This is a genomic window from Psychromonas sp. KJ10-5 (assembly GCF_055808325.1).
On sequence record NZ_CM147864.1, the window covers coordinates 897,637 to 923,372 of the forward strand.

Here is a 25,736-nt window from a genome sequence, read left to right on the forward strand (position 1 = left end):
ATTAGTTCAAATCTTGTTTGATGGCATTTTGAAAGTTAATGCCAGTTAATGGATTGACTTCTACGTTTAAAATAGATTTAGAAATCGCATCTAATCTTAAAACATGTGCAATAGGCAGATAAGGTCGTTGTTGATAAACTATATCCTGAATTTGATAGTAGTTTTTAATACGCTGCGCAAAATTACCCTCAGTTAATGAGTCATCCAATAAATCTTGAGTCATCGTATCACACCAATAACTAGTATTACCCGTTTCTGGCGTTGAATGACAACTGAGTAATGGTCTGAATATGCTATCAGGATCGTTAATATGTACATTGATGCCAGTCAGGTAAGCATCATAATCCCCGCTATTTAAATGGCTTTGTAATGCGTTGTCGTTAAGGCTGATAATCGTACTTTTTACCCCTATTGCGAGTAAATTAGCCTGAATTAATTCCGCTGTTTTATGAAAATTAGGGTTAAAGACATTAGCACCATCAGGCAACAAAATTTGTAAAGATTGGTTGAAATTAAATTGCGCTGCATTTAACTCTTTTTTAGCTTGCTCTGGGTTAAATAGTTGTTCATTAAACCGTGGTTTTAATGCCCAAGATTGTTTACTTAACAATGTGTCGGTTTGCATTGCACTTTGAAAATAAACAGCCCTAAGAATGGTTTCTGTATCTATTGCTTTAGCTAATGCTTGACGAACCCGAGGATCACCTAATTTTTCTGCTTTAGTGTTGAATGCCAATAAGGATATATTTGCTGTTGATTTACTGTTTAAACTGATTTGTTTATTTTCACTAATCGTTTCTAATTGACTGGCCGCAGGGTAAGAGATTGCATCACATTCACCGGATAATAATTTAGTATAGCGTTTTGTTGCACTTGGATTAGTGAAGAAAATGAGATTTTCAATATTACTGATCGAATGCCAGTATTGCTTGTTTTTTTGATAACGAATCGTACCGTTGTTATCAAAGCTTTTGAACACAAATGGGCCTGTACCTATAGGTTTAAAATCAATTCTTTCCGGATGACCTTCTGCTAATAATTGTTGTGCATATTCAGCGGAATGGATCACTGCATAATGTGCAGCTAAATTAGCGAGCAATGTCACGTCTGGTTTCGACAAAACAAACTCAACTGTATGCTCATCTATTTTATTTATAGAGGAAAGCAGATCAGTGAAAGGATGGTTATAAAAGTAATTCACGGTTTTATTATTGATCATATGGTAAGGGTGTTGGTGATCAAACATACGATTAAAACTGAATAACACATCATCTGCATTAAAATATCTGGTTGGTGTAAAATAGTCGGTTTGATGAAAACTAACATGCTCTCGGAGGGTAAAACGATAGCGTAGCTTGTCGTCACTTTGTTCCCAACTTTCAGCTAAATCAGGTACAAACTCATTTGTATTGGGATCAACTTTTACTAAACGATTAAACAGTTGATGTGTTGTGGCATCTAAACTAGCTATGTCATCGCTTATTTGTGGATTGAATGACGTCGGTTGACTATCAGTACAATAGATAAGCGTATTTTGTGTTAACGTTTTGTTTTGATAACAACCGCTGAGGCTAACAATCAAAGACAATAAGCATATTAAACGCATAGCATTACTTTATTCCATTATGATAATAATACGGTTCATCTTTAGAAGATAAACGGTATCAGGTTAACTTAATATTTAATAAGTTAATTCAATTATTTAGTAAAATCAATCACACTGATATTAGTTAATTATAATCTAACTTACCTAGGATTTGATAGCACAATATAATGGCGATGAATGCAAAGCTAATACTACCGAGTGCTTGACCAATAAGTATACCATGTGCGCCATAGTAATAAGCACCAATACTGACAAAAGGAATTGTCCCTAAAGACATTTTTCCAATATTAAGCAGACTAGCTAATTTGGGGTGACCAACATTATTGAGAAATGACATTGCCACTAAGTTCATTGCCACAAAAATAAAGCTTATGCAGATATATTGGCAAAAGAAGCGTAGTAAGCTCGCAGTTTCACCCGTTGCATTAAAGAGCGTTACAATTAATTCTTGGGAAAATGATAAAAGTAAAGCGACTACAAATACATAACGGATAATAAAATTTAAGGAATGATTCAAGGTCAATTTTACTCGTTTGAATTGTTTTGCTCCCATATTTTGGCTGATGATTGGACCAATAGCACCGGGCATCGCAAATAAGATCATAAAAATGACCGGAATTAATCGACTGATTACTGCCCATCCTGCCACTGTATCAGCACCTAATTTCGCTATTTCATAGGTGACATATAAATGAGTAATTGGTGTTGCTAGTTGTGTAAAACATGCAGGATAAGCAATTCTGGTAATCTCTGGTATCGTTTTTATTAAGCTATTAAGCGGGATTTTAGTAATGAAGTTAGCTTTTATTAATAGATAGTAAACGGCTAAACAAACCATAGTACTTCGGGCAATTAATGAAGCGATTGCCGCACCTTTAATATCTAAATCAAAATAGAAAATAAATAAAGGATCTAACAGTAAATTAACGATACCTGCTGACATAGTGCAGTACATGCCAATTTTGGCTTTACCCAGCGCTCGTAAGGTCGCGATAGCTTGCATACCAAGTGCCACGACTGGAAAGGTGAGGATAGTGATAGTGAGATAATCGTAAGCTGCTTGCAATGCGATACCTTCGGCACCTATCATTTGAAGTAAGCTTTTTGCGTTACAGAATACTAATCCACTCAACAATATACTAATAACAAAGGTTATTAGGTAACTAGTCATCGCTGACTGTTGTGCTGTTTGATATTGCTTTTGACCTATTTGCCGAGCTACTACTGCTGAATTAGCAATCATCATTGCAATGGTAAAAGAGGTGGTGAAAAAGAGTATGGCGGCCGCATAAGCAATGGCCGATAGTAAATGGGGTTGTTTTAGTAAACTAATGAAATAGATATCGATTAAATCAACCATAAAAAAGACACTTAAACCAACCACGTTGGTTAGTGCCATTTTCGTAATATGCTGTGCAATATCACCCTGTGTAAATTTAGCTGTGATCGATGTCATTAACTAGCGTGCAAATTAGCAAATTTATCAAGCAGTTGCTCTTGGGTTTCAATATGTTTTGGATCGATAATGATACAGTTGATAGGGCAAACTGCGACACAAGTTGCCTTTTCATAAAAACCGACGCATTCAGTACATAAATCAGGATTGATCTCGTATATTTCAGCACCAAAGGTGATCGCTTCATTAGGACATTCAGGATCACACATATCACAGTTTATACAGCTGTCTTCTATTAATAGTGCCATATTAGTTTTTGTGCGGCTGACGGGTATCGTTACCCTGAGTTAAGTGACGCATTAATAATCCATGGTTTAAATCAATCTCTTTTGCTATTGGCATATATAAGGTATGGCCTGATCCTGGTGCAACCTCTATTTGCTCACCTTTACGGTTTTGTAGTCCCTCAAGTTTAAAGTTGATATTACCCTGTGGGGTCATTAACTCCAATTTATCACCGACTAGGAATTTGTTCTTTACATTTACCTCAGCTAAGCCATTGCTATCACGCCCGATGATTTCACCGACAAACTGTTGCGTTTCACTCACCGAATAACCAAAGTCGTAATTTTGATATTGATCATGCGTATGACGACTCAGAAAGCCTTCCGTATAACCACGATGAGCAAGGTTCTCTAATGATGACATTAATGATGAATCAAAGGGGTTACCGGCGATCGCATCATCCATGGCTTTACGGTAAATTTGAGCAGTTCGTGCGCAGTAATAAAAGCTTTTAGTGCGACCTTCAATTTTTAGGGAGTGTACGCCCATTTTTAATAATCGCTCGACATGTTGGATTGCACGTAAGTCTTTAGAGTTCATGATATAAGTACCATGCTCATCTTCATAAGCTGGCATGTACTCACCTGGACGCCCTTGATCCTGTAAAAGGAACATTTGATCCGTTGGTTGTCCTTCACCTAGTGTTGGCTCTACTGGTTGGATGGCAACTATGTCACCAGTTTCATTCTGTGTTGCTTGATGGGCATCGTATTTCCAACGGCACGAATTAGTACATGTACCTTGGTTTGGATCGCGTTTATTAATATATCCCGATAATAGGCAACGTCCTGAATAGGCCATGCACAATGCCCCATGTACAAAGACTTCAATTTCGATTTCAGGACAATGGAAACGAATGTCTTCTATTTCATCCAAGGAAAGTTCACGAGAAAGAATGACTCGTTCGATACCTTGTTGATACCAAAACTTAACGGTAGCCCAGTTGACGGCATTAGCTTGTACACTTAAATGAATTGGCATATCAGGGAAGACATCACGTACCATCATAATTAAACCAGGGTCAGACATAATTAATGCATCTGGTTTTAAATCAACCACGGGTTTCATATCTCGGATAAATGTTTTTAATTTAGAGTTATGTGGTTGGATATTACACACGACATACAGTTTTTTGCCTTGAGCATGGGCTTCATTTATACCTATTTGTAGTTTTTCAAGGTTAAACTCATTGTTACGTACACGTAAAGAGTATCGAGGTTGACCGGCATAAACTGCATCTGCACCATATGCAAAAGCGTAACGCATGTTTTTTAAAGAGCCTGCTGGCGATAATAGTTCAGGTTTCATCGGTCCCTCTAGGTTAAAAATCAAACAAAATAACTTGTAAATAATGTGAAGATTCTACTTGTTTTTATAAAAAAGGGGTAGAACAAGTAGATAAACATTAACTATTCATAATAAATATCATTAAATTAGCTGGAATAAGCGGCTAGAGCGATAATTCGTTTCACATTTAATAAACGCAACATTATACTACTGAATAATTTTCTTAATGATAATCAGAGATTTACTTTGGCTATCTTTCAACATCGTTTTTAAATATTAGGTTTTACATGGAAAACACAGAAAAGTTTACAAATAACAAACAAATCATTGCCTTCTTAACAGAACAGTTCCCAGCTTGCTTTATCGCTGGTTCTGAGTCTGCAAAACCATTAAAAATTGGTGTATTTCAAGAATTAGCTGCTCGTCTAGAAAATGAACCTCGTGTTAGTAAAACACAATTACGTGGTGCATTACGTCAATACACAATGAGCTGGCGTTACCTGCACTGTGTAAAAGCCGGGGCAAAACGTGTTGATTTAGACGGTGTTGAAGGTGATGAAGTATCACAAGAACATGCTGATCACGCACAGTTATCATTAAAAGAAAGCAAAGAAAAAGCCTTTGCTAATAAAAAGAAAAACGAGACGGCTAAAACGCCAAATCGTGCAGCTAAAAAAGTGGCTATTCCAACGCGTAAAAAAGATGCACCCAAGAAAGCTGCTAAGAAACCTGAAATTGACTTAAGCCAATATAAAGAAGCTAACCATAATGAACTTAAAGTTTCTCAGCCAGTCAAAGTCTTGCTAGGTAAGTCTCCCGTCTCTGCTACAGTAGTAGAAATCTTAAAAGAAGAAGTTCAAGTGCAACTAGATTCAGGAATGGTTGTGAAAGTGAAAGCTAAGCATTTAATCGTATAAAAGGTCTTTTTAATGAAAAAACTCTTTCGTCATGTATTAATTTTATCCCAGCTCTGTTTTGTTGGGGTCACCTTTGCCGCCTCTGATAGTACAACACTAAACGAGATTCCACAGCTGCATCAAGAGTCTCAACATGCAAAAGTGGCGAAAAGAGTGAGTGACTTATTTAGTCGCTCTCATTATAAATATATTCCTCTAAATGATGAATTATCAAAAAAAGTATTTGATCGTTATATTGAGCAGTTAGATTTTAATAAACAAATCTTTATGCAAAGTGATATCGATGAAATGAAAGCTTATCAATACAGCTTCGATGATAACTTGAAGTTTGGTCAGTTAGATTCTATCTACGCTATTTACCAGTTAAACTTAACACGTCGATTTGAGCGTTTCAGCTATGCATTGTCGTTATTAGATAAAGAGATCACGTTTGATACAGAGCAATCTTATCAATATGATCGTACCGATGCGGATTGGCCGAAAGATAAGCAAGAATTAGATGCGTTATGGCAAGCTCGTGTTAAGTCTGATGCACTCACTTTAAAACTATCTGGTAAAGAATGGCCTGAAATTAAAACGTTATTAACTAAACGTTATAATTATTCGTTGAAATACCTAACACAAACTGAAAGTGAAGATGTATTCCAAACTTTTATGAATGCGTATGCTTATACTATTGAACCGCATACCAGTTACTTATCACCTCGCAATGCAGAACGTTTTAAAATGGAAATGAATCTGTCATTAGAAGGGATTGGTGCAGTGCTTCAGCTAGAAGATGATTACACTGTAGTGCGTAGTTTAGTGCCAGGTGGACCTGCTGAAAAATCCAAACTATTAGCAAAAGACGATAAAATTATCGGTGTCGGACAAGAAGGCGAGAAGATCGTTGATGTGGTTGGCTGGCGTTTAGATGACATAGTTGAGCTTATTAAAGGGCCAAAAGGCACTACGGTTCAATTACAAATATTATCTGGCAAAACCGGTGATGTGAACAAAGTCATTAAAATTGTGCGTGAAGAGATTCACCTTGAAGACAGAGAAGCGAAGTCGTCTGTTGAAGTGATTGATGGCAAAAATATTGGTGTTATTTCGATTCCAAGTTTCTATATTAATTTAAGTAAAGATGTTGAACGTGAATTGGCTTCATTAGCGAAGAAAGATGTTAAAGGTATAGTGATTGATCTGCGTAACAATGGTGGTGGTGCGTTAAGTGAAGCTACATTACTAACAGGTTTATTTATCAAAACTGGACCTGTTGTGCAAGTTAGAGATAGCCGCCAAGAAATCTCAGTACAATTCGATGATAATGAAGATATCTCTTATGATGGCCCATTGACTGTGTTAATTAATCGTAATAGCGCTTCTGCCTCTGAAATCTTTGCTGCAGCCTTACAAGATTACGGCCGTGCAATTATTATTGGTGAGCAAAGTTACGGTAAAGGTACCGTTCAACAACATCGTCGTATTGCTCGCTACTATGATACAAATCAAGATGCTGTAGGCTCTGTACAATATACTATCGCTAAGTTCTATCGCATTAATGGAGGCAGTACACAAAACAAAGGTGTAGTACCTGATATTGCTTTCCCGACAGCAATTGATTCAAAAGACACAGGTGAAAGTTTAGCGAAAAATGCACTACCATGGGATAATATTAAATCAGCTAAATACAACAAAGTCGATGATTTGAGCAAGGATGTTAAGATCCTTGAAGCAGAGCATCAACAACGTATTAAAAAAGAAGTTGAGTTTACTTACTTAGCTGAAGATATCGAAGAGTATCGTCTAGAAAAAGATGATAAGAGTATCTCTTTAGTAGAAAAAGAACGTGTAGCCGAGCGTGAAAAAAATAAAGCTAAAAATCTAATTCGTACTAACGAACGTCTTAAACGTGCAGGGCTTAAAACAGTTAAGTCATTAGACGATGTGCCAGATGATTTTGAACCGCTTGATGCTTTTTTAATAGAAGCTGCACATATCACTTTGGATTATGCTAATTTATAATTTCGGTTAAAAATTAATTTTAAAAGCCGACTTTGCTAGTCGGCTTTTTTATGTCAGTAGGAATGACTCATGTATAAACCATGGCTAGATAATTACCCGCCCGGTGTCAGTGCTGAAATTAATGAAAGCACATTAATCAATCTTGTTGATATGGTGGAAGATACCTTTGAACGCCATCCTGAACATACTGCCTACATTAATATGGGGCATAAATTGACTTTTGCTGAGTTAGAAGTGAAATCTCGTCATATAGCGAGCTATTTACAGCATGCAACAACCTTAAATAAAGGTGATCGGGTTGCTGTTATGATACCTAACTTATTACAATATCCGATTATCTTGCTCGGTATATTAAGAGCAGGGTTAATCGTTGTTAATGTCAATCCTTTATACACTCCTTTTGAACTAAAACACCAGTTAAATGATTCCGGTGCAAAAGCGATTTTTATTGCTGAAAATTTTGCACATACACTGCAAAGTATTATTCAAGAAACTAATATTAAACACCTCGTATTAACCAAAATAGGTGATGGCTTGCCATTCATCAAACGCCGCTTGGTCAATTTTACCGTTGCTCATGTTAAATGTATGGTACCTAGATTTGAGTTGGCGAATACCTGTGATTATCATAGGGCATTAAAAATAGGCGCTAAAGGGCAATATACTCGTCCTATGATCAGTATTAATGATATCGCATTTATTCAATATACAGGTGGCACGACAGGCATATCAAAAGGTTCAAGTATGAGCCATCGTAATATAGCTGCAGTACTTGCTCAAGCAGAGGAAACTTTTGGTCTGGGTTTAACCCAAGGTAAAGAGATGATGGTTACTGCATTACCATTGTTTCATGCGTTTGCATTAAATGTTAATTGTTTCTTTTTTCTTAAAAGGGGGGATACAAATTTACTGATTGAAAATCCACGTAATATCGGGGCTTTCATTCGGTATTTAAGTAATAACAAATTTACTTTTATTACTGGAGTGAATACCTTGTATAAGGCATTACTTAATCATCCTAAAATTGATAAGGTTGATTTCACTAATCTTAAATTTACAGTGGCTGGTGGAATGCCAACACACCATAAAGTAGCCGAAGATTGGAAAAATATTACTGGTAATACGATCATTGAAGGCTATGGATTAACTGAAACAGCAGCGATTATAAGTGTTAATGCCTATAATTCACCCAAACATACAGGTGCAGTAGGTCTTCCTATGCCAAGTACAGATCTACGTTTGATGGACCAATATGGTCAAATTGTTAAACAACAGAACTGCGTCGGTGAAATTCAAGTCAAAGGGCCACAAGTTATGACTGAATACTGGAATAACCCTACTGAAACTGAAGTTGCTTTTGATCAGGGGTGGTTTAAGACAGGTGATATTGGATTATTTGATAACGATGGTTTATTACGTATAGTTGATCGTAAAAAAGATATGATTTTAGTATCTGGCTTTAATGTGTACCCTAATGAGATTGAAGATACAGTACTGAAATTAGCTGGTGTTTATGAAGCTGCAGTAATTGGCGAAAAAGATAAAGACGGTAATGAAGCGGTTATATTATTTGTTGTTATCAATGATCTGCAAGTGTCCATTGATAAGATAAAGGCCCATTGTCGCGATTATTTAACAGGTTATAAACAACCTAAAAAAATCAAAATAGTTAATGAGTTACCTAAGAATAATGTGGGTAAAGTACTAAGGCGTTTATTAAAAGAAAAACCATAACAGCAATTAACTTATCTATTAACATAACTTATTTAATATAATTGCTGTAACAAGTTTATTCTTAATCGATGAGATTTATTGTTGGTAATAATCAATTGGTAATACAACCAATTCAGTACCTTCAGGGTTTGCATCTACAAAGCTTAAGTTTTTATACCAATCACCAACATCAAAGCGATTGCCTGTTTGACCATTGACTTCAAATTGATGGTTAAAGGCTTGGTGTGTATGTCCATGAATTAATTGCTGGACACCGTGGTATTCCATTAGGCGGATCACTTCCTGTTCTGTCACTCCCATCATATTATTATTTTTATATTGTTTTTTTGATTGGCTTGCAGTACGAATTTTCCAACCAATTCGTTTACGTAAGCTCAATGGCAAGCAATTAAAAATAAACTGTAAAACTGGGTTATGGATCACCTTACGCATACGCTGATAATTCTTATCATAAAGACATAAAGTATCGCCGTGCATGATTAAGGTTTTGGTACCATACAAATCAATTTCAGTGTGCTCTGGCAGAAGTATCATCGAAGCTTGCTTCGCATATCGTTTGCCAAGCATAAAATCACGATTACCATGAATATAATAGATTTTAGTATTATTCTTTTTGGCATAGGTCGTTAATTTTTGCGCAACTTCATCCATTAACGGGGTATGTTCATCATCTCCGATCCAAACTTCAAACATATCCCCCAAAATATACAGGGTTTCTGCATTGGTTGCTTCTTTATCAAGAAAACCAAATAGGGCGTCGGTAATATGACGATGATGCTCACTTAAGTGTAAGTCGGCAATGAATAAAGTGCGCATAATAAGTTACGCTACAGTAACTTTATTAATCACTACATCTTCAAGTGGTACATCTTGATGTACAAAATGAGAGTTACCTGTTGCAACACCTTTGATTTTATCTACTACTTCTTCACCAGCAACTACTTTAGCAAATACACAGTAACCCCAACCATCAGTGGTTTCTGATTTAAAGTCTAAGAACTTGTTATCACCTACGTTAATGAAGAATTGAGCTGATGCTGAATGTGGTTCCATAGTACGAGCCATTGCTACTGAATACTTTACATTTGATAGACCATTATTTGCTTCATTTTTAATTGGCTTTTGGCTATCTTTTTCTTCCATGTTAGGTGCGAAGCCACCACCTTGGATCATAAATCCGTCAATAACACGGTGGAAAATTGTATTGTCATAATGACCACTTGTTGCGTAATTAATGAAGTTGGCTACTGTTTTTGGCGCTTTTTCTTCGTTCATTTCTAAAGTGATATCACCGAAGTTTGTATGTAAAGTAATCATTGTTAAATCCTATCTATAAAAAGAGTTTCATCATACCTTAAACGCCTTTAAATTAAAAAGACAGGTAACTTTGGAAAGATAAAATACTGGTAAAATAATACCTTTTTTAACGTTATTTTAATGGCTTAGTATTTCAGATAAATTATTGACAACAGAAATTGATTAATTACTTCAATGAAGTGATAGAAAGGGTGAATTTGTCCTTTTTGCAGGTTAGAATAAGATTTTTACAGTAATCGTATTGGATGGAAAATGTTAAAGATCTATAACACCCTAACTCGAACCAAAGAAGAATTTAAACCCCTTGTAGCCGGCAAAGTGGGAATGTATGTATGTGGTGTTACTATTTATGATTATTGTCATATTGGCCATGGCCGAACCTTTGTAGCTTTTGATACTGTTGCTCGTTATTTCCGCTTCAGTGGTTATGACTTAAGCTTTATCCGTAACATTACCGATGTCGATGATAAAATTATCAAACGAGCAACAGAGAATGGTGAAACTTGTGATCAGTTAACCGAACGTTTTACCGATGCGATGCATGCCGACTTTGATGCATTAAATATGATTCGCCCGGATATCGAGCCACGTGTAACGGATCATATGCCAGATGTTATTGAAATGGTTGAAAAGTTGGTTGAAAAAGGTCATGCCTATGTTGCTGATTCTGGCGACGTGTTGTTTTCTGTTTCTTCATTTCCAGAGTATGGACAATTAAGTGGTCAGAACTTAGAAATGCTTCAAGCAGGCTCTCGCGTTGAAGTAGAAGATAGCAAGCATGATCCTTTAGACTTTGTATTGTGGAAAATGGCTAAAGAGGGCGAGCCATCTTGGTCTTCTCCATGGGGCGAAGGTCGCCCAGGTTGGCATATCGAATGTTCTGCAATGAATAAAAAACATTTAGGTGAAGTGTTTGATATTCATGGTGGTGGTTCAGACTTAAGTTTCCCTCATCATGAAAATGAAATTGCACAGTCATGTTGTGCTCATCACGGTCAATACGTAAATACTTGGATGCATTCCGGTATGGTGCAAGTTGATAAAGTAAAAATGTCTAAGTCTTTAAATAACTTTTTTACTATTAAAGATGTATTAGAAGTTTATGACAGTGAGACAGTACGTTATTTCCTTATTTCAGGTCATTACCGTAGCCAGCTAAACTATTCTGAAGATAACCTTAAACAAGCGAGAGCTAGTTTAGAGCGTTTATATACAGCGATTCGTGATGTTGAATTGGTTGATCTTGCTAATGTTGATCAACAAGTTAAAGATAGTAAATTCTACCAAGGTTTTGTGAAAGCCATGGATGATGATTTTAATACACCTGAAGCGCTAGCGGTATTGTTTGATCTAGCTAAAGAAATAAATCGCACCAAAACCGATGATGAACAACAAGCGTCATTATTGGCTAGCATGTTGGTAAATTTCGCTAACGTCTTAGGTTTATTATCTCAATCACCAGAGCAGTTTTTACAAGGTGATGCGGGAACATCGGATGAAGTGGCTGAAATTGAATCATTAATTTTACAACGTAATACAGCACGCGCAAATAAAGATTGGGCAAGTGCCGATGATGCTCGTGATAAATTAGCCGCTTTAAATGTTGTCTTAGAAGACGGTGCTAACGGCACTACTTGGCGTAAAGTATAAGCCACTATAATTTATGTTAAATTTTACAATATCGAGGTTAAGTAGGTACTTTGTTGTTGCATAGATAAAAAAAGGAGAACTCAGGTTCTCCTTTTTTTACAATTGCTTATTTTTTGGGGCTTGTTTATGGGTTCATCATTTGCAAATTTCCAAGAGGTTATTTTACTCGGAGATAGGGTGTGCGCGTTTGTTTTTGAAGTCCTTTAATGCAATTTCTAAAGCTGAGATGGTCGTTTCTAACTCAACATCAGTTTCTTCCAACAATTGAATAAGGTCCACAGCTAACTTAATTTCAATAGGGGCATTGGCTAGAGTTGTCCTAGCTTCAGTAACTTCTTTAGTCATTATCTAAGGCGTCCATTTTAAATTCTAAGGATTGAGTAAACTCATTACATTTTTGGTAGCGCTCTTTTAATACATTGACACGACTTCTATGAATCTCTTTATGTGCCAGTGGCGCTGCCTCGTATAAGATATTTTCTTCATCAATCATGGTCAAGAGCCTTTTTTCATATTGATATTGACGCTGTAGCTGTTGATATACTTTTTCCTGTTGCGTTGAGTATCGTTTATATAATCCTTCGGCTTTACCAGCATCCAATTGATTAACGATATTAAGCAGGGCAGAAAATTGATTAACGAATTGCTCACACTCATAATTAATAATGATTTCACCCATATTATGACTGATCACATAACGTAAATGTGAAAGGGTATTTGATAATTGTTCACTGTAACCGCTTAAAGTTAAGCTACTTTGTTTGAAAAGATGTACTTCAAATCGGAACGATTTATTTTCCGTAAGCGTTATTTTACTATCCCATTCTTGGCAACGTAAATGTAAGGCTTTTACTTGTTCATCTAACGCTGCTAAGTGTTTTAAATCGACGGACTGAACCATGCATTGTATCCTAAATTAAGTGCCATGATTAAGACAATAATAATAAATAACGGGCGAATAAATTTAGCACCAAAATAGATCGCTGAGTGCGCACCAATAAACGCACCAAGCATTAGGCATGCTCCCATGGTTAAACCGATAAACCAATTAACCTGCCCAAAATAAATAAAAGTTAATAGAGAAACAAAGTTACTAGTGAAGTTCATGGCCTTCGCTACACCACTAGAAAGTAGTATATTTAAACGGTATAAATGCATATTTGATATCACCCAAAAAGCACCGGCACCTGGACCAGAGGCACCATCATAAAAGCCTAAGATAAACCCTTGAACTCGTTGGGTGAATCTTTGCATTGGTGACTTTTTAGGTAATATCGCATTGTCAATTTCTTTAACTCGACTGATTAATGTATAAATAGCGGCTATCATAATAACAACAGGTAAAAATTTATTAAGTAGTGAAGCTGATATGTAGTTGACGAAAATGGTGCCACATAAGGCGCCGATCAAAGTGCTATAAAAGCAATGTTTCCAGAAAGCGGGATCAAATAATTTCTTACGAAAGTAAGTAAAAGCGGCTGTACCAGAGGCAAAACTAGCGGAAAGTTTATTCGTACCCAATGTTAAATGGGGCGGTAAGCCCACACTTAATAGTGTAGGGACAGTTAGCATACCACCACCTCCAACAACGGCGTCGATAAATCCTGCTAATAAACCAACAAACGCTAATACCATCCAACTATGTGGATCTAATACAAATTCAGTCATCTATTTCTCTATCTTTAAAGCAAAGGGGGGAAGAGCATCAATAAGGCTTTTTCCATAACGTTTAGTGATCACGCGTTTGTCTAGCAAGGTGATTTTACCAGTATCAGTCTCTTTACGAATTAAACGTCCACAAGATTGGATCAGTTTTTTACTGGCCTCTGGAATAGTAATTTGCATAAATGGGTTACCACCTTTTGAGGTGATCCATTCAGCATGGGCTTCTTCCACTGGGGAATCTGGTACAGCAAAGGGTAATTTAGTAATAATTAAATTAGTCAGGTAATGCCCAGGCAGATCTAAACCCTCGGCTAAACTACCAGTACCAAATAAGATACTGGTCAAACCTTGGTCGCAATTGTTTTTATGCAGAGAAATCATTTTAGTGCGTGATGTTTCACCTTGTACTAATAATGATTTAGGAAATTTACGTCTTAATTTCTCGGCCACTAAATTCATCTGCCAATAAGAGGCAAATAAAACTAAATTACCTTCTTTCAATTCAATACGTTGAGCAATGTTGTCGATTAATTCGTTATCAAAACCTGACTCTGTTGGGTCGTTTTTCATTGCTGCTACATGAAGGTTGATATTGGGATAATCAAAAGGTGATTTTAAACGTAAATACTGTGTGCCGTCATTTTGTGCTAGGCCAGCTTGGCGCATGAAATAATCAAAACTGTTTAGTGATGTTAAGGTCGCTGAGCACAATACAACTCCTGCGGCTTGCGACCACAGCATATATTCTAACAAGCCTCCGACTTCTAAAGGACTTGCGCATATCGTATAAGCGTCATTTTCATTATTTATCCAGGCTGCGATTGGCGCTTGATTTGAGCTGCGATCTTTTAAAAGCATTTTCCACAGGTCAGAAAGCGCTTCTAAGCGTTGAATATAGAAACCCGTTTCAATCAATATTGGTTCTGCATCGCTTAGTTTAATATTGTCGTCTTTTAATTCTTCAGAGGTAATATTAGAAAGTTTGTTTACCGCACTTAGGCACTTTTTAGTCTCTTCTTTTAAGCTAATCAATGAGTTAACAATACCTTGCGGAACTTCACCCATGCTAAAACGATATTGATTAGACTTGTTATAATTAAGAGGGTTGTTTCTAAAGTAAAGCTCAATATTATTTAAATCTTTAACCATTTCGTTCGCACTTTCCAGCATATTTAAGCCGGGTGTAATAGTGGTTTGTCTATGTACCACGCGATTGACATGGGTGCTGACTTGTTTAATCTTTTTTAACCAGTCTTGGCTGGTTTTAATATTAACACTGGCACTAGAAAAGTCTCGAGCAATTTTTGGTAGATGATGTGCTTCATCTAACACATAAAAAGACGCGTCTGGTTCAGGTAAAATAACACCGCCACCTAATTCTAAGTCTGCTAATAGCAGGGCATGATTGACTACAATGACATCTGCTTTATTGATCTTGTCTCGGGCACGATGAAAAGGACACTGACGATGGTTAGCTAAGGCTTTTTTACAGCTGTGCTTATCGGAGATAATTTGTTGCCATACACGACGCGGGATCGGCTTTGGCCAACTATCCTGATCACCATTCCATTTACCGTCTAAGTAAGCATTTCTAAGTCGATCTAACAACTCACGGTCACCCGCTTGTGGCTTTTCAGTAAATAGCTGAGTTTGTTCTGTATTGTCTACTTGTTGGTTGAGTAACTTGTGTTCACAACAGTATCGTTGTCTGCCTTTAGCTAGGGTAAATGTAAATTTGTAATCACTGTGACGGAGAAAGAAAGGCAGATCTTTAGTTATCAACTGCTCTTGAAGTGTCACCGTCGCGGTTGAGATGATCAGTTTCTTATTAGCGCGCAATGCAACAGGTAATCCTGCTAAAATATAAGCTAGGGATTTACCAATACCGGTTCCTGCTTCGGCCACTAAAATACGACGTGCTTTATCATAGTTCCCTGCTAAAACTTTTGCGATTTCAGCCACTAAATAGTTTTGTGCTTTACGCGCTTTAAATTGCGGTAATGCCTGTGTAATGAGTTCGTAATTGGTACGAATTTCTTTTTTTAGTGAGTCTGAAAGCATAGCTACTATTACTGTTTCTCAATGTCATTGTGCAGAAATTAGGGTGGAATTAAACGCAAAAAACCTTTATCTGGTAGTGTACCAAAATAAAGGTTCATTATCTGCGATAATATCGCTATATGATATGTCGATATTGTGTGCTATTGAAGAGGTTGTAAGCGTTAAAAACCGTTTATAAACAACTTATTTTGGTTGCTCTAAAAACAATACAGCAGCTTCAACTCGAGACTTAATTTCAAGCTTTTTCAATAGACTTTTTACATGTACTTTCACAGTACCTTCAGAGATATTAAGGTTATCTGAGATTTCTTTGTTACTTAATCCTTTTGAAATTTCTCCCATAATTTGGCTTTCACGACGGGTTAATGTCGCAATCTTTTCTCTGATGTTATTTTCTTGATCTAAGCAATCGAGGTATTCAGTTAGTTCTTCACTAACGACTAATTTACCTTGTTGAATACGGTGTAAATTTTCCAGCAAAATCTCAGGATCTGTGTCTTTTAAAAGATAGCCATCAGCACCTTGGTTAATTAATGAAATAACATCTTGTTTTGCATCCGAAACAGTTAAAATAACAATTTTACTGCTGATGCCATCGTTACGTAATGCCTTTAAAGTTTCTAAGCCTGAAACTGCTTTCATGTTTAAATCTAGCAGTACCATATCAGGGTGTTGCTTTTTAACCATGCTCACAGCTTCAATGCCGTTGGTTGCTTCATCTATTACCACAAAATTTGGGTCAATACTGAGTAGTTGTGTCACACCTTTACGCATAAGTGGGTGATCATCAACAACAATAACGGTAGATACATTGTTCATTTGTAATTCCTTTATCGAGTCATAGTTAAAATACAATAATCGAAAACAATATAATGTAAATTAAAAATAGTAAGAAAAATGAAATATAAGTGATTTTTGTGAATCTTAAATTTCAAATATAAGTTTGATTTCAGTGCCAAGTGGTAAGTTTGTTATCTCAAATTTAGCATTAAGTTCAGCAGCGCGCTGATTCATAATTTCTATACCGTAGTGATTGTCTTTACCTGGCTTCTCTTTAATACCGATACCATCATCTGTAATAGTGATGATAACTTTTTGATCTATAATGACACAGTTTACAATAATATTGCTACAATTTGCATGTTTCATTGCGTTGATCATGGCTTCGCGAATAATTTGCAATAAATGTATGTGTTGGTTTGCATGTGTTTGGAAATTAGACTCAAATTCACCTAATTGAATTTTAGCGGTAGTTTGTTTCTGCAATTGAGAAATCATCACTAGTACAGCTTCTTTAAAATCAGACTCGCTGATATTTAACCTAAAGGTAGAGAGTAATGAGCGTAGTTGAACATAAGCATCACTAACCGCTTCTTCAATATTACTGACAGAATTTTTGACCGCTGTCTTTTCACTGTCAGCGTCTATTTGTCTATTTAACACAGTGCATTGTATTTTAAGGAAAGATAAAGCTTGTGCGATGGAGTCATGTAATTCACGGGCAATAACGCCACGTTCGTCCATTAATAGTAATTTTTGTTCTTGTAAGCTGTATTCTTCTTGGTATAAGGCTCGGGCTAATAAACTACTAAAGCTTACGATTATTGAGGTGTTTTCAGCCATTGGAGTCGCTTGAATATAATTTAAATACCCAAAAGGTTCTCCATTAATCATGATTGGAATACGTTTGTTATTCTGGTTATTTTTTGTGGCACAGCCGTAATCACTGTCTATTTCAACCCCGTTTACTAGTTCTAAACATAACTTACTTAAATTAGTTTGTTTGGCCAAAGCGTTTAAAGCTTCAATAATGATTGGATGGGTCAATTTAACCGTACTCAGGGTTTGAGAGATGGTAAATAAAAACTGAATACTTTCATTGGCCGTTTCTAATTCCGTCTTCTTATCAAATACCTTCTTTTGCATTGCTGTAATTAATGACTCAAGCTCTTCGGACATACTTTTTAAGCCAGTCGATAGAAATCCAATTTCATTACTGGTTTCTATGAAATCAACATTAAAGTGGTGATTAGAAATGGAGTATACGTTTTCTTCCAGTTTGTTAAGTGGTGTGACAATACAACGGCGACAGTAAAACAGCAGAAATATCGCGCTGAGTACCATAAAGCTGAACATTATCATCTGCGATACAAAAATAACCGATGACTCTTTTTCGATCAAAGCTTGATATTGCGTGATAGTAAATTCAATACTTTCTTTTAAATGTGTTAACTTTAGGGTTAGCTCTTCATCGGACAACTGATCAAGCTGTTGTTGAATAGCGATGAGTTCAAACCTTAACTCTATATTAGCTTCGTGTATTTGATTAACATCAAAGAATTTGTTTTGTAAAAGCTGATTTGCGACTAAAGGGGAATACTCGTTGATTATTAGTTGAATTTTTTGACGATCTAATCGATTAGGAGAGATAAAACTTTCCGTCTCATATCGAAGAGTCGTTAAACTTTTGATAGCATCATCATTACTGCTTTGGCTCTGTGACGTTGTCATAAAAATAAAAACGTGCGTCCCTGATAAAATTAAGATCAGTAAAGCAATCGTCGAAATCACTTTTGTTATAGAAAGTGAATGTAATAGTAGATTAATCTTCATAGATAGTTAAAAATAAAAGGTTACAAGTTGATTGAGAGGCCCAAGTAGGGAATTGATTTCATTCATATATTAATTAGCTCCGAGCTTTTATCACTAAGTTTAGCACGTTTTGTTTTAAATATGTGATGCTAGCCGCTTAACTGAACTTTTGGTTAAGAAGGGTATGCTTAGAAATGAGTTTGCCTCCCGTGTTTGGAAAGGAACTGACCATGCAATTAGTCGATAAATTTTATCGAAAGTTTGAATATTTGCGCCTATCGATCACCGATGAGTGTAATTTTAAATGTAATTATTGTTTACCCGATGGATACCAACGTACTCATCAAAAACAATTTTTGTCACAAAATGAAATACAAAACTTAATTACTGCCTTTGCAGAATTAGGAACCAGTAAAGTTAGGATCACAGGTGGTGAGCCCAGTTTACGTAAAGACTTTTCTGGAATCATAGAACAAATTTCTGGTGTGCCAGGAATAAAAAAAGTCGCCACCACAACGAATGGCTTTAATCTTAGTAAACATGCTATTGATTGGTATCAAGCAGGGCTGAATACTATTAATGTTAGTGTTGATAGCTTAGATGCTAATACGTTTAATATTATTACCGGTAAAAATATCTTCCATAAAGTGATGGAAGGTGTCGAGGCTTGCGTGCAAGCAGGGTTTGAGCAGGTGAAAGTCAACAGTGTATTAATGAAAGGGTTAAATGATAACGACCTTAATACTTTCTTGTCCTGGATAAAAACGCAGCCTATTCAATTACGCTTTATCGAATTAATGCAAACCGATGATAATAATGAATTTTTTAGTCGTTATCATCTTTCTGGTGAAACCATTAAGCAAGCTTTGTTAGCGCAACAGTGGCAACAGAAACCGCGTATTGCTAACGACGGTCCTGCAGAGGTTTTTTCACACCCAGACTATCAAGGTGAAATTGGTTTAATCATGCCTTACAGTAAAGATTTTTGTGATAATTGTAATCGTCTACGTGTGTCTGCAGTAGGGCGTTTACACCTTTGTTTGTTTGGTGAAGAAGGTGTCGACTTAAGGCATTTATTACAAGATAGCAAAGATAAAGCAGAACTCAAAAGTACTATATTAGCCGCTCTAAAAGAGAAGAAATCATCGCATTTCCTCGATTTAGGACTCACCGGTGGCACGCCTCATTTAGCGTCAATTGGTGGTTAAGATAGTGTTTATTTATTGAAAAATTATTTTGAACATAATTTAATTGTAGTGCTTATCTTTCGGACTCTTAATGTTGAGTATGAGAGTGGGTATTGAGAAAGTCATGAATGTAAAAATAGCGGGTATTGTCCTAGCGGGCGGACAATCTTTGAGAATGGGACAAGATAAAGCCATGCTCACCATTGATCAACATACCTTATTGGTACGTGCATTTAACTTACTAAAGCAGGTCGGCTTAAGCGATTGCTTTGTAAGCGGGGATTATCCTGATTTTCCTTGTATTACAGATAAGCATAGCGGGTTAGGCCCACTTGCTGGTATTGCAGCTTGTACTGAACATTTTTTTGATGATTATAATGCACTATTTATCATGCCAGTGGATATGCCTTTTTTGGCAGCACAAGATTGTATTACATTAATTGAGGCTTATTCACAAAGGTTGTCGCAACAAGCAAGCTCGCCACAATCATTACCTCAAATAGCTGGCGTTTATTATCAAGAGGCTATTTTCCCATTAATTTTGACCCTAAATAAGCCATTACGTGATTATTTGTCAGATATCATTCAAACACCTCATAAAAAACATCGTTCTTTATATCGCTTATTTGAAACCCTTTCAGTACAAGGTATTCCAACTAATGCGAATAATATACAGCGATTTGAAAATACCAATACACCTGAACAATGGCTGCGCTGTTTAAGCAATTTTTCGAAGCCAAGTCAGTTCAAATAAACATTTTTATAACTTTATATAGTGACAAGGATTAACATGAGCCATCTATCAACCAAAGCATTTACACCGGCTACTATTGCCGTATTAACTGTCTCAGATACCCGTGATGAATCGACAGATACCTCGGGTGGTTATTTAGTCGAATCTTTAAAAAAAGCTGGGCACCACCTTGCAGATAAACAGATCGTTATCGATGATCCCTATAAAATACGTGCCGTGGTATCTCAATGGATTGCAGACCCTGCCATAGAAGTTATTTTAACGACTGGCGGAACTGGTTTTACAGCAAGAGACACAACGCCTGAAGCAGTATCTGTTTTATTCGATAAACAGGTGGAAGGCTTCGGAGAGGTATTTCGTGCTGTCTCATATCAAGAAATTGGGTCATCAACAATTCAAAGCCGTGCGCTCGCTGGGTTTGCTAATAATACAGTTATTTTCTGTATGCCGGGCTCAACAGGTGCTTGTAAAACTGCTTGGACAAATATCATTGAGGAGCAAATAAACTCTCAACATAAACCCTGTAATTTTATGCCACATGTAGGAGCTAAATAATGTCTAGCGGTTTTACACATATTAACCAAGATGGTAAAGCGAATATGGTTGATGTAACAGGCAAAGACAGCACAGTTCGTCAAGCTATTGCAGAGGCCTATGTTGACATGTCTACAGAAACATTAGACCTAATTATTAACGGTCACCACCATAAAGGTGATGTCTTTGCCACTGCACGGATTGCTGGAATAATGGCGGCTAAAAAGACTGCTGATTTGATCCCATTATGCCATCCATTAGCATTGACCAAAGTAGAGGTGCATATTAATGCTGAGCCTGAATCTAATCGGGTTAGAATTGAAAGCTTATGCAAACTTTCTGGTAAAACGGGTGTTGAAATGGAGGCGCTGACAGCTGCTTCTGTTGCCGCTTTAACCATTTATGATATGTGCAAAGCCATTCAAAAGGATATGGTGATCTCAGCGGTTAAATTACTTGAAAAAACCGGCGGGAAATCTGGGCATTATTCATCACAACAGAATACACAACAGGATAAGGCATGATTACGGTTTTATTTTTTGCTAAATTGAGCGAGCAATTAGGCGTTAGAAGTTTGCAAGTTGAATGGCGACAAGCACAAGATACTGATCAACTATTTCAATATTTAACTGAATACAAAGCAGAGTGGGCGGTTACGTTAACTTCTCAACCTTGTCTGAAAGCGGTTAATCAAGCTATGGTTAATAATAATATTGCGTTAAAGGAAGGTGATGAAGTTGCTTTCTTTCCACCTGTTACAGGCGGTTAAATGATCAGTGTGCAAGAGCAAGATTTCAACCAACAGGTTGAGTATGAACGTTTACGGTGTCAGTCATCAATTGGTGCTATCGTTACTTTTACAGGTTTAGTGAGAGATATCAATGACGGGCATACAGTCAGTGATTTATCTCTAGAGCATTATCCTGGTATGACTGAAAAGTGCTTGGTTGAGATAGTTGAAAAAGCTAAAGTTCGCTGGAATATTATTGCTTCTACCGTGATTCATCGAGTTGGGCATTTAACTATTAATGATCAAATTGTATTTGTTGGTATAGCCAGTCAGCATCGTGGTGATGCTTTTGCGGCTTGCGAATTTATAATGGATTACTTAAAAACTGAAGCGCCATTTTGGAAAAAAGAAACCATGGAAGGTGGCGAAACAAAATGGGTTGATGCTAGGGAAAGCGATCAAAAGACACTCTCTAAGTGGGCTTTGTAATGAACTTGTAGGTCATTGCTGCCATTTATTTCTCTATTCATATCCTACACAAATCCGTGTTATGGATAGTAATTAAGGTGCTCAAAAATGTATGGTTATGTTGCGTGTTTTTATTTCGTAGTCTTCAGTTTGTTTAGTATATCAAGTCAAGCGGCAATTAATGTTGCAGTTGCCAGTAACTTTAAGATATCTGCGGTGGAGATAGCTGAGCAATTTACTGAAAAATATAATATCAAGGTAAATATTTCTAGTGCATCAACTGGAACTCTGTATCAACAAATTTTACATGGTGCACCTTTTGATCTCTTTTTATCAGCCGATCAACAACATGTACAGTTACTGCAAGAGGCGAATAAAGTCGGTAATAACCAAAGTTTTGTTTACGCTCAAGGACGGTTAGGTTTTTGGATGCCTTCAGCTGAAAGCGATCCTACTATTGAAGATTTTATGGCTTACGCTGGTCGTTTGGCCATTGCTAATCCTAAGTTTGCACCCTATGGAGTGGCGGCACAACAAGCTTTAACTTCTGCAGGTAAATGGGGTAAACAACAATACATACAGGGCAGTAATATTAGTCAAACTTATCAGTTTGTTGAGTCAAATAATGTTGCTGCAGGCATGGTTGCTTTTGCTACGTTAGTACAAAAAAATCAACAACATTATCTGTTGATTCCAGCTAAGTGGCATCAACCAATCATACAAGCTGGTATTGTTTTAAATACTCAACAAGTTGAGCAAGCAAACTTATTTCGTGATTTTCTACTTTCAAAACCAACCCAACAATTGATTCATGCACAAGGTTATAATTAGTGTTAAGTGATGGTGATTTACAAGCGATTTGGCTTACTCTTAAATTAGCAGGGCTAACGACGCTTTTATTAATGATTATTGCGCCACCTTTAGCTTGGTGGTTAGCACGAAGCCAAGCTAAAATTCGACCTTTAGTGGAGTCGTTAGTGGCGTTACCATTGATCTTACCACCCACAGTGCTAGGCTTTTATCTATTGATCGCATTTTCCCCTAATCATTTTCTAGGCCGTTGGTGGTTAAGTTTTAATGAGCAATCTTTGGCCTTTTCATTTACTGGATTAGTGATTGCCTCCATTGTTTACTCTTTACCTTTTGTGGTGCAACCTCTGCAAAGTGCCTTTGTGCATTTAGACAAGCGTTATCTTGAGGTCAGCGCTACCTTAGGTTATGGAAAGTATGAACGGTTATATAAAATAATTTTTCCGATGTTGTTGCCTAGTTTTATTATTGCAGCAGCATTAGGTTTCGCCCATACGATTGGTGAATTTGGGGTGGTGTTGATGATAGGGGGTAATATTCCTGGTGAGACACAGGTGCTATCAATTCAATTATTTGATCACGTGGAGTCATTACAATATGACCAAGCGCATCAACTATCTCTTATGTTATTGGCCTTTTCTGTTTCTTTGTTAGTGGTGATCTATGGCTTTTTACAGAAAAGACAACAAAGGATATTAAATGCTTAAGTTTGATATTCAAAAGTCATTTATCAATCAACATACTGGGACGAGTAGCGAGCTTCATTTTAAAGCTCATATCGATTTGTCTGGGGTATGTGTTATTTTTGGCGACTCAGGTGCAGGAAAAACAACATTATTGCGTTGTTTGATTGGCTTAGAGGAGTGCGTTGGTGATATTCAATTTAAACAACAGGTTTGGAAATCTAAGTATCAAAAGCAATATGTGCCAACGGAAAAGCGTCGTATTGGTGTGGTATTTCAAGAGCCAAGATTATTTCCCCACTTAAATGTACAGCAAAACTTACAATTAGCTGTGAATAAAGCGTCTTCAAATACCTTCAATATTGAACAACTTGCTAATAAACTAGGGTTTTCTGAACTTTTAGCACATCAAACCACTCAGTTGTCTGGGGGGCAAAAACAGCGTGTTGCTATTGCGCGTGCTTTATTAACAGATCCTCAGTTATTGGTCATGGATGAGCCACTTTCATCCTTAGACCAAGGTAGCAAGCAATTGTTATTACCCTTCATCAAAGAGATTAGTCAGCAAATCCCTATTTTATATATTACTCATTCTGAACAAGAACTGTTTTATCTTAGTCGTAATATGTTGCTAGTGAATGATGGGCAAATAGAAGCGAGTGGCGAACCGCAACAGTTGTTTTTAAACAGTGATTTATCATTAATTAAATTGGCACATCAAGGGCTAATATTAAGCGTAGATGTAAAAAGTTATGATCCAGATGAAGCATTAATTAAAGGCTGTTTAGATGGTCAAAATTTGTATATTTCAGCTGAAACTTCACCATTCTCTGAGCAGGTACAAGTCAAAATTAATAGCCGAGATGTCATTGTGGCACTACAGCCTATTGAGGGTAGCTCTTTATTAAATTGTTTATCTGCAAAGATAGTGGAGTTCGCCATTGATACGCAAAAAGCAGTGGTATTGACCTTACAGTTCGACTCACAATATCTGTATGCCTACATCACCCTACGGTCATTTAACAAACTGCAGTTAGCGGTAGGCAGTCAAGTCTTTGCACATGTAAAAACCATGAGCATTGTTAATTAGTTATGTTTATTGGTATGGTTTAACCTTGCCCTAATCCGGGGATGCTATGCCAATAACCGTTACATTGTGAGCTATTTAGTGGGCGGTAGTGGTTTTGCTGCAATAGTTGTCGTTTGAACTCAGTTACCGTTTCTAAACTGTTTAGGGAGTTTGGACTGATCCGAAGGATATCCACTAAATCGTGCATGCTTTCAAGGTCATTAATTAAGTTATAACAATATCCAGACAAGGTTTGTATACCATTTAGTACAAAAACTTGTTGCTCCTCTTGAGTATGAATCAGGCGACCTTGTGGATAGTTGATGCAGGTTAAACCACAATCGTCTTTTGCTTTATTTTCTGAACGAGCAGTGAAACACCGAGCTGAATAAGCTAGGGGTAAGTGGCCATAGGAAAACACCTCTACTTCATATTGGTCGCGCAATCCCATTTTATGGGAGTCTTCAACTAGGTCCGCTAACCAATCTCGTGATAACTCTACAGGCATCACCCAGCGTTGCATACCTTGATTAATCAGTAATTTTAATGTTTGTGCGTTGTAACAGTTGATAGCGGGCCCACATATAAAGGGCAATTTCTTTTCGGTTAATATCTGCACTGTCCCTAGGTCATTGGCTTCAATACTCACCTCTCCATTTTCACAAAGCTTTTTTATGACACTTAATTCAGATGGTGCCTCTAATAGCGCCATAGTAGATAACACTATCTCCTTATTATGTTTATTCAGTGAGCTAGCTAATTCAATCCAATCTCTGGTTTTTAGCTCTCTGCGTTTACTGCATACGGTTTCACCTAGATAGATAATATCAGCATCGCTGCTGATTGCATGTTGGTAAAAATCTATAGTTTGCTGTTTTGGCCAATAATATAGCAATGGGCCTAATGATACTTTCATATATTTCC

The 25,736-nt window shown here is 36.8% G+C and carries 26 protein-coding genes and 1 riboswitch; of the genes, 13 read left to right on the forward strand and 13 right to left on the reverse strand.

All coding sequences use genetic code 11. The features are described 5' to 3' along the window. Window position 1: 1 nt before the first annotated feature. From AC0L3W_RS04125 to trhP, 4 genes are all read right to left on the reverse strand, one after another. A complete protein-coding gene (locus AC0L3W_RS04125; protein ID WP_290039267.1) occupies window positions 2-1,606 on the reverse strand; it encodes an ABC transporter substrate-binding protein in 1,605 nt (534 codons plus the stop codon). A 124-nt stretch (window positions 1,607-1,730) separates the two neighbouring features. Next, on the reverse strand, window positions 1,731-3,062 hold the full coding sequence (locus AC0L3W_RS04130; protein ID WP_409439613.1) for an MATE family efflux transporter: 1,332 nt from the start codon (window positions 3,060-3,062) through the stop codon (window positions 1,731-1,733). Next, window positions 3,062-3,310 (reverse strand): YfhL family 4Fe-4S dicluster ferredoxin, encoded by a 249-nt coding sequence (locus AC0L3W_RS04135; protein ID WP_290039269.1) that lies wholly within the window; start codon window positions 3,308-3,310, stop codon window positions 3,062-3,064. Before AC0L3W_RS04135 ends, AC0L3W_RS04130 begins: the two co-directional genes overlap by 1 nt. A 1-nt stretch (window position 3,311) precedes the next feature. Further along, window positions 3,312-4,655 carry a prephenate-dependent tRNA uridine(34) hydroxylase TrhP gene (gene trhP / locus AC0L3W_RS04140; protein WP_409439612.1) on the reverse strand — a complete coding sequence of 448 codons (1,344 nt, stop codon included), beginning with the start codon at window positions 4,653-4,655 and terminating at the stop codon, window positions 3,312-3,314. 266 nt (window positions 4,656-4,921) lie between these two features. Here trhP and proQ point away from each other — a divergent pair, with 266 nt between their 5' ends. The 3 genes from proQ to AC0L3W_RS04155 all read left to right on the forward strand — a co-directional run bounded on the left by proQ (window position 4,922) and on the right by AC0L3W_RS04155 (window position 9,292). After that, entirely contained in the window at window positions 4,922-5,551 is a 630-nt protein-coding gene (gene proQ, locus AC0L3W_RS04145) for an RNA chaperone ProQ (RefSeq protein ID WP_290039271.1), read from the forward strand. Between the two features lie 12 nt (window positions 5,552-5,563). After that, complete coding sequence (gene prc, locus AC0L3W_RS04150; RefSeq protein WP_290039272.1) at window positions 5,564-7,558, forward strand: carboxy terminal-processing peptidase; 1,995 nt, start codon at window positions 5,564-5,566, stop codon at window positions 7,556-7,558. 69 nt (window positions 7,559-7,627) lie between these two features. Further along, the gene (locus tag AC0L3W_RS04155; protein WP_409439611.1) at window positions 7,628-9,292 is read left to right on the forward strand and encodes an AMP-binding protein; all 1,665 of its coding nucleotides are present in this window, start codon (window positions 7,628-7,630) and stop codon (window positions 9,290-9,292) included. Between the two features lie 75 nt (window positions 9,293-9,367). Here AC0L3W_RS04155 and AC0L3W_RS04160 read toward each other — a convergent pair whose 3' ends face one another. Further along, window positions 9,368-10,108, reverse strand: coding sequence for a UDP-2,3-diacylglucosamine diphosphatase (locus AC0L3W_RS04160; protein ID WP_409439610.1), 741 nt, complete (start codon window positions 10,106-10,108; stop codon window positions 9,368-9,370). A gap of 6 nt (window positions 10,109-10,114) precedes the next feature. Beyond that, on the reverse strand, window positions 10,115-10,609 hold the full coding sequence (locus AC0L3W_RS04165; protein WP_290039275.1) for a peptidylprolyl isomerase: 495 nt from the start codon (window positions 10,607-10,609) through the stop codon (window positions 10,115-10,117). Window positions 10,610-10,861: 252 nt separating this feature from the next. Here AC0L3W_RS04165 and cysS point away from each other — a divergent pair, with 252 nt between their 5' ends. Beyond that, entirely contained in the window at window positions 10,862-12,259 is a 1,398-nt protein-coding gene (cysS, locus tag AC0L3W_RS04170; RefSeq protein WP_290039276.1) for a cysteine--tRNA ligase, read from the forward strand. A gap of 162 nt (window positions 12,260-12,421) precedes the next feature. On the opposite strand, the gene AC0L3W_RS04175 is transcribed toward cysS, so the two are convergent. From AC0L3W_RS04175 to AC0L3W_RS04200, 6 genes are all read right to left on the reverse strand, one after another. Continuing rightward, window positions 12,422-12,604: a DUF2496 domain-containing protein gene (locus AC0L3W_RS04175; RefSeq protein WP_409439609.1), complete on the reverse strand. Its 183-nt coding sequence runs from the start codon at window positions 12,602-12,604 to the stop codon at window positions 12,422-12,424. Further along, window positions 12,597-13,160 (reverse strand): primosomal replication protein PriC, encoded by a 564-nt coding sequence (priC, locus tag AC0L3W_RS04180; RefSeq protein ID WP_409439608.1) that lies wholly within the window; start codon window positions 13,158-13,160, stop codon window positions 12,597-12,599. Before priC ends, AC0L3W_RS04175 begins: the two co-directional genes overlap by 8 nt. After that, entirely contained in the window at window positions 13,139-13,927 is a 789-nt protein-coding gene (locus AC0L3W_RS04185) for a TSUP family transporter (protein ID WP_409439607.1), read from the reverse strand. Before AC0L3W_RS04185 ends, priC begins: the two co-directional genes overlap by 22 nt. Continuing rightward, a complete protein-coding gene (gene dinG / locus AC0L3W_RS04190; protein WP_409439606.1) occupies window positions 13,928-15,985 on the reverse strand; it encodes an ATP-dependent DNA helicase DinG in 2,058 nt (685 codons plus the stop codon). Window positions 15,986-16,168: 183 nt separating this feature from the next. Next, the gene (narL, locus tag AC0L3W_RS04195; RefSeq protein ID WP_290039281.1) at window positions 16,169-16,804 is read right to left on the reverse strand and encodes a two-component system response regulator NarL; all 636 of its coding nucleotides are present in this window, start codon (window positions 16,802-16,804) and stop codon (window positions 16,169-16,171) included. 105 nt (window positions 16,805-16,909) lie between these two features. After that, window positions 16,910-18,496 (reverse strand): histidine kinase, encoded by a 1,587-nt coding sequence (locus AC0L3W_RS04200; protein WP_409439605.1) that lies wholly within the window; start codon window positions 18,494-18,496, stop codon window positions 16,910-16,912. Between the two features lie 167 nt (window positions 18,497-18,663). Continuing rightward, window positions 18,664-18,817, forward strand: a riboswitch (molybdenum cofactor riboswitch). On the opposite strand from AC0L3W_RS04200, the gene moaA reads away from it, so the two are divergent. The 9 genes from moaA to modC all read left to right on the forward strand — a co-directional run bounded on the left by moaA (window position 18,808) and on the right by modC (window position 24,833). Continuing rightward, window positions 18,808-19,785 (forward strand): GTP 3',8-cyclase MoaA, encoded by a 978-nt coding sequence (moaA, locus tag AC0L3W_RS04205; RefSeq protein ID WP_290039283.1) that lies wholly within the window; start codon window positions 18,808-18,810, stop codon window positions 19,783-19,785. Its footprint overlaps the riboswitch before it by 10 nt. Before the next feature lie 70 nt (window positions 19,786-19,855). Further along, window positions 19,856-20,518, forward strand: a complete 663-nt coding sequence (locus tag AC0L3W_RS04210; RefSeq protein ID WP_290039284.1) for a molybdenum cofactor guanylyltransferase — start codon at window positions 19,856-19,858, stop codon at window positions 20,516-20,518. 36 nt (window positions 20,519-20,554) lie between these two features. Then, a complete protein-coding gene (gene moaB, locus AC0L3W_RS04215; RefSeq protein WP_290039285.1) occupies window positions 20,555-21,073 on the forward strand; it encodes a molybdenum cofactor biosynthesis protein B in 519 nt (172 codons plus the stop codon). Beyond that, window positions 21,073-21,576 carry a cyclic pyranopterin monophosphate synthase MoaC gene (moaC, locus tag AC0L3W_RS04220; protein ID WP_409439604.1) on the forward strand — a complete coding sequence of 168 codons (504 nt, stop codon included), beginning with the start codon at window positions 21,073-21,075 and terminating at the stop codon, window positions 21,574-21,576. The genes moaB and moaC overlap by 1 nt, the downstream gene beginning before the upstream one ends. After that, window positions 21,573-21,821 carry a molybdopterin converting factor subunit 1 gene (moaD, locus tag AC0L3W_RS04225; protein WP_290039287.1) on the forward strand — a complete coding sequence of 83 codons (249 nt, stop codon included), beginning with the start codon at window positions 21,573-21,575 and terminating at the stop codon, window positions 21,819-21,821. Before moaC ends, moaD begins: the two co-directional genes overlap by 4 nt. Next, complete coding sequence (moaE, locus tag AC0L3W_RS04230; protein WP_409439603.1) at window positions 21,822-22,271, forward strand: molybdopterin synthase catalytic subunit MoaE; 450 nt, start codon at window positions 21,822-21,824, stop codon at window positions 22,269-22,271. An 87-nt stretch (window positions 22,272-22,358) separates the two neighbouring features. After that, window positions 22,359-23,081: a molybdate ABC transporter substrate-binding protein gene (gene modA / locus AC0L3W_RS04235; protein WP_409439602.1), complete on the forward strand. Its 723-nt coding sequence runs from the start codon at window positions 22,359-22,361 to the stop codon at window positions 23,079-23,081. After that, window positions 23,081-23,767, forward strand: coding sequence for a molybdate ABC transporter permease subunit (gene modB, locus AC0L3W_RS04240; protein WP_290039290.1), 687 nt, complete (start codon window positions 23,081-23,083; stop codon window positions 23,765-23,767). The genes modA and modB overlap by 1 nt, the downstream gene beginning before the upstream one ends. Next, window positions 23,760-24,833, forward strand: coding sequence for a molybdenum ABC transporter ATP-binding protein (modC, locus tag AC0L3W_RS04245; RefSeq protein WP_290039291.1), 1,074 nt, complete (start codon window positions 23,760-23,762; stop codon window positions 24,831-24,833). The genes modB and modC overlap by 8 nt, the downstream gene beginning before the upstream one ends. 19 nt (window positions 24,834-24,852) lie before the next feature. Here modC and AC0L3W_RS04250 read toward each other — a convergent pair whose 3' ends face one another. Continuing rightward, complete coding sequence (locus AC0L3W_RS04250; RefSeq protein WP_409439601.1) at window positions 24,853-25,728, reverse strand: U32 family peptidase; 876 nt, start codon at window positions 25,726-25,728, stop codon at window positions 24,853-24,855. Window positions 25,729-25,736 lie beyond the last annotated feature (8 nt).